Consider the following 3,677-nt stretch of genomic DNA (forward strand, 5'->3'; position numbering starts at 1 on the left):
CACGAACAACCCGTTCTTACCGCTGTCCACCCCGCCGGACGGCAGGGTCGAGACCACCAGGCCGCCGTCGGCGGGCAGGGTGGCCATCGCCGAGCACGGAACGGAGATGTCGAGCGCGCGTGGCGCCCCGGACACCAGCGGGGCGGTGATCTGGGTGACGTGGCCGCCAGCGGTGCCCTGAGGCCACAGCACGGTGGCCGTGGTCTGCTTCACCGGAGCCAACGGAACGATCGCGCACAGCAGCAGACCGAGGAGTCCCGCGACAATTGCGACCACCCTGGCGACCGCCTTCGGGGTCCGCTGCGATCGCTCACTTCCGTCGTGGGGCACGAGGCTCGATGGTAAGCGAAGCCGCTAAGTGCTTTGAGGATGCAGGGCCGCAGCGGCCGTGAGCAGGCGAAAATTGGGCTTGAAGTAAACATGGCGCCCCGCAAGGGGCGCTGCGCAATGAGTTCTTCGTCATCTCACGGCAATGCGGCTGCGATATAACTACCGGGTACAGCACCGGCGGCGTTAGGATCGACGAGTCCACTCACCGCCACGTCGAGCCAACCACGCCTGTGCCGCCCACGTGTGAGCTGAAGACCGAACTGCCGCTGTTGACGGTGGGGGACGGACCGACGTGAGGCCGCCGCGGTCACGTACGCCCGACAGGGCGATGACCGCTGACAGTCGCGGCGGTCCACGCCCTAACACCTGGGTCTGGCTTGAGCATGTGATGCCGCACCGCTGGCTGTCAACCAACGTGCCGACCCGGGTGCGCCGGGCGGCGCGTCGTGCGGTCTGCGGCCGCTCATAGTGACAAGGTCGCATGCCTCACCTCGTCACTGGTGCTCACGCAGGAAAGAGGCGAAACGGTGACCGTAGTCGGTGTTGACACGCACAAAGCCACCCACACACTGGTCGGGGTCGATCCCGCCGGCCGCAAGCTCGGCGAGCTGACTATCCCGGCCACCACCGACGGGCACCTGAAAGCCCTGGGCTGGGCCCGCCGCGAGTTCGGCGCCGAGCTGGTGTGGGGCATCGAAGATTGCCGCAACCTGTCGCTGCGGCTGGAACGAGACTTGCTCGACGCGGGACAACGCGTGATCCGGGTACCGCCGCACTTGATGGCACGCACCCGCGCGTCGGCGCGCACCAGGGGTAAATCGGACTCGATCGACGCGTTGGCGGTCGCCCGCGCGGTGTTGCGCGAGCCGGACCTGCCGGTCGCGCGCCACGACGACCTCTCGCGGCGGTTCAAGTTGCTGGTGGACCGCCACGACGACCTGGTGTCATCCCGCACGGCGGTCATCAACCGATTCTTGTGGCACCTGCACGAACTCGACCCCGAGCACGCGCCTAAGAGCGGGTCGCTTCGCCGAGCCAAACACCAGCAGGCACTGCGGATCTGGCTGGTGGAGCAACCCGGGCTAGTGGCCGCACTTGCCGGCGACGAGCTCACCGACATCATGTCGCTCAGCCGGCAGATCAACGACATGGAACGCCGCATCGCCGCGCATGTGCACGCAGTGGAACCGTTGCTGCTCAACATCTTTGGATGCGGGGAGCTCACCGCGGCAAAGATCATCGGGGAGGCGGCCGTGGTGTCGAGGTTCCGCAGCGAAGCCGCCTTCGCCCGGCATGCCGGGGTGGCGCCCGTCCCGCGCCGGTCAGGGTCGAGGTCGGCGCGGGTCATCGCTATCCGGTCGGGAAACCGGCAACTCAACGCTGCGTTGTACCGGATTGCGATGCAGCAGATTCGGCGTACCGGCCCCGGCCAGGCCTATTACCGCAAGCGCCGCGAGGCCGGTGACACCCATGCTGAGGCGTTACGCCGGGTCGAACGTCGCCTTGCCCGCAAAGTCTATGGCTACCTCCGCGCCGATCAGGTCAGCCGCACCGTCGAGATCACGAACGCAACCGGCTCCGAATCAGTTGAGTAGAAGGCAACCTAACGGGCGTCCTACTGCCGCAATCAACACGTCCGATTCATGTCGAGCCCCGGTGCGTACCGGTGTGTTAGGCGCTGACGGCCGGTTCATTTCGTGGCCCGCCGCGGCGCTGGACCGTGGTCGCGATCCGGCTGATCGACCTCGGTCGGCCAGGCGACCGTTTTGGCGTAACGCTGAAGGAATGCGCAGTCCTCCGCGCGGAATCGCACCACCAGGGGCGGCGTCTTTGCGATTGCCGTCAAGGTCGCGGCTCTCTTGTAAAAGTCATCGCACCTGTGCCTCAACCACGGAGCCTGGATAAGCGACAGACGTTCAGCCGCGCAACGCGCCGCGGACCTGTCACTAACAACGTCTAACACGTTGAACCGGAACGTTGCACTGATCGTTTGCGGGGTTGGGCCACGCTGGGTGATACCGGGCAAAATTCCTCTGACCAGCACAGACCCCAATGTGCCAACAACCGCCCAACGGCGCAAACTGCGGACCGAGTGCGGACCGGTAGCACGTCGGACACATCGACATCCGGTGTAATCTGGAAAACGCCGCAACCACGTTCAGTACCACCCGGTGACTGAGCCGATACCCGTGTGACTAAGGCGCGGTAGGGCGGAGCACTTCCCGTGAGGGTGCCGCGATTCCCGATAGGCAACTGGAGCGCGATGACCATCGCCACAACCCCTGTGCACGGGACACGGGGTAACTGACGATGGGATTTTGCCGTGAACGGCTTCCTCATTTTCGCCGCAGTTGTGACGTTGAGCGGCCTGACGATCTGGCTGATTGCCAGCGTCGTCGTCACCCTGATCGACTCCGAGAACGCCGCCAAGATCATCGCGGCGATGGGTGCGCACTTCCCGCTGCGACGGTGGTGGCGACGGTAAGCGACCTCACCCACGCAACCGGATAACGTCTGCTGCCTGTCCCACACTGACTTGCAGCCAGCCAAAGGGCCGCAAAACACTTTTGTGCGTACTCTGCCCACCGGCGCTCGTGGTGGACGTACTGACGCCGGGCGACGTGCTGGATTGAAGACCCGTGAGTGCCGGAGTCGCTGGATACGCTCGCCTCATGACAGCCATCACGGGCAGCACGGAGCCGGAGTTTCAGGTCGCGTTGTCGTTCGCAGGGGAGCAACGCGACTATGTACGTGAAGTTGCAGAGGAGCTCGCCAAGCACCGTGTGAAAGCCTTCTTCGATGAAGAGAACACGATCAGGCTTTGGGGGAAGAACCTCGTCGAGGAGTTCCAGCGAATCTTCATGACCGATTCCAATGCCGTAGTCATGTTCATCTCGAAGGAGTATGCGGAGAAGGAGTGGCCTCGGCATGAGAGGCGGTCCGCACTAACGCGGGCGTTGCGTGAACGGCGCGAATACGTCCTTCCCGTCAGGTTCGACGACACTGTCCTGTCAGGACTTGACCCTGACGCCCTATATCTGCCACTCAATGTTCGCTCTCCCGCACAGCTTGCGAAGGAGATTTTGGAGAAGCTGGTCGAGGTGGGCTGCCAGATTGAGCCAGCTCTGACGGTGGTGTTTGACCCGTCCGATCTGGCGTGCGTTCAAGATCGGAGAGGCCATCCGACGCAGCCCGACTTCCAACTGCGCCTACGTGCCACGAACACCTGGAAAGTGGCCCTCACCGAGGTTCGGTGTCGCCTGAAGGCGGGCCACAACACTTACGGCCGTATTCGCCACGACGACACGCCGCCATATGACCGTTCCCACAAGGGCATTACATTGCTG

The 3,677-nt window shown here is 64.2% G+C and carries 4 protein-coding genes; 3 read left to right on the plus strand and 1 reads right to left on the minus strand.

The window, feature by feature from the left end; translation table 11 throughout:
• Positions 1–330: hypothetical protein (locus tag ACLP9N_RS16725; protein WP_442408470.1), on the minus strand; the 330-nt coding region annotated here is incomplete at its 3' end.
• 527 nt (positions 331–857) lie between these two features.
• Between ACLP9N_RS16725 and ACLP9N_RS16730 the strand changes: the two genes are divergently transcribed.
• The 3 genes from ACLP9N_RS16730 to ACLP9N_RS16740 all read left to right on the plus strand — a co-directional run.
• Complete coding sequence (locus tag ACLP9N_RS16730) at positions 858–1,925, plus strand: IS110 family transposase (protein WP_442408471.1); 1,068 nt, start codon at positions 858–860, stop codon at positions 1,923–1,925.
• A gap of 728 nt (positions 1,926–2,653) precedes the next feature.
• Positions 2,654–2,815: a hypothetical protein gene (locus tag ACLP9N_RS16735; protein WP_442408472.1), complete on the plus strand. Its 162-nt coding sequence runs from the start codon at positions 2,654–2,656 to the stop codon at positions 2,813–2,815.
• Positions 2,816–3,002: 187 nt separating this feature from the next.
• Positions 3,003–3,677 (plus strand): TIR domain-containing protein (locus ACLP9N_RS16740; RefSeq protein ID WP_442408473.1); only part of this gene is annotated, 675 nt, incomplete at its 3' end.

This window comes from Mycobacterium sp., from assembly GCF_052144515.1.
GTDB lineage: Bacteria > Actinomycetota > Actinomycetes > Mycobacteriales > Mycobacteriaceae > Mycobacterium.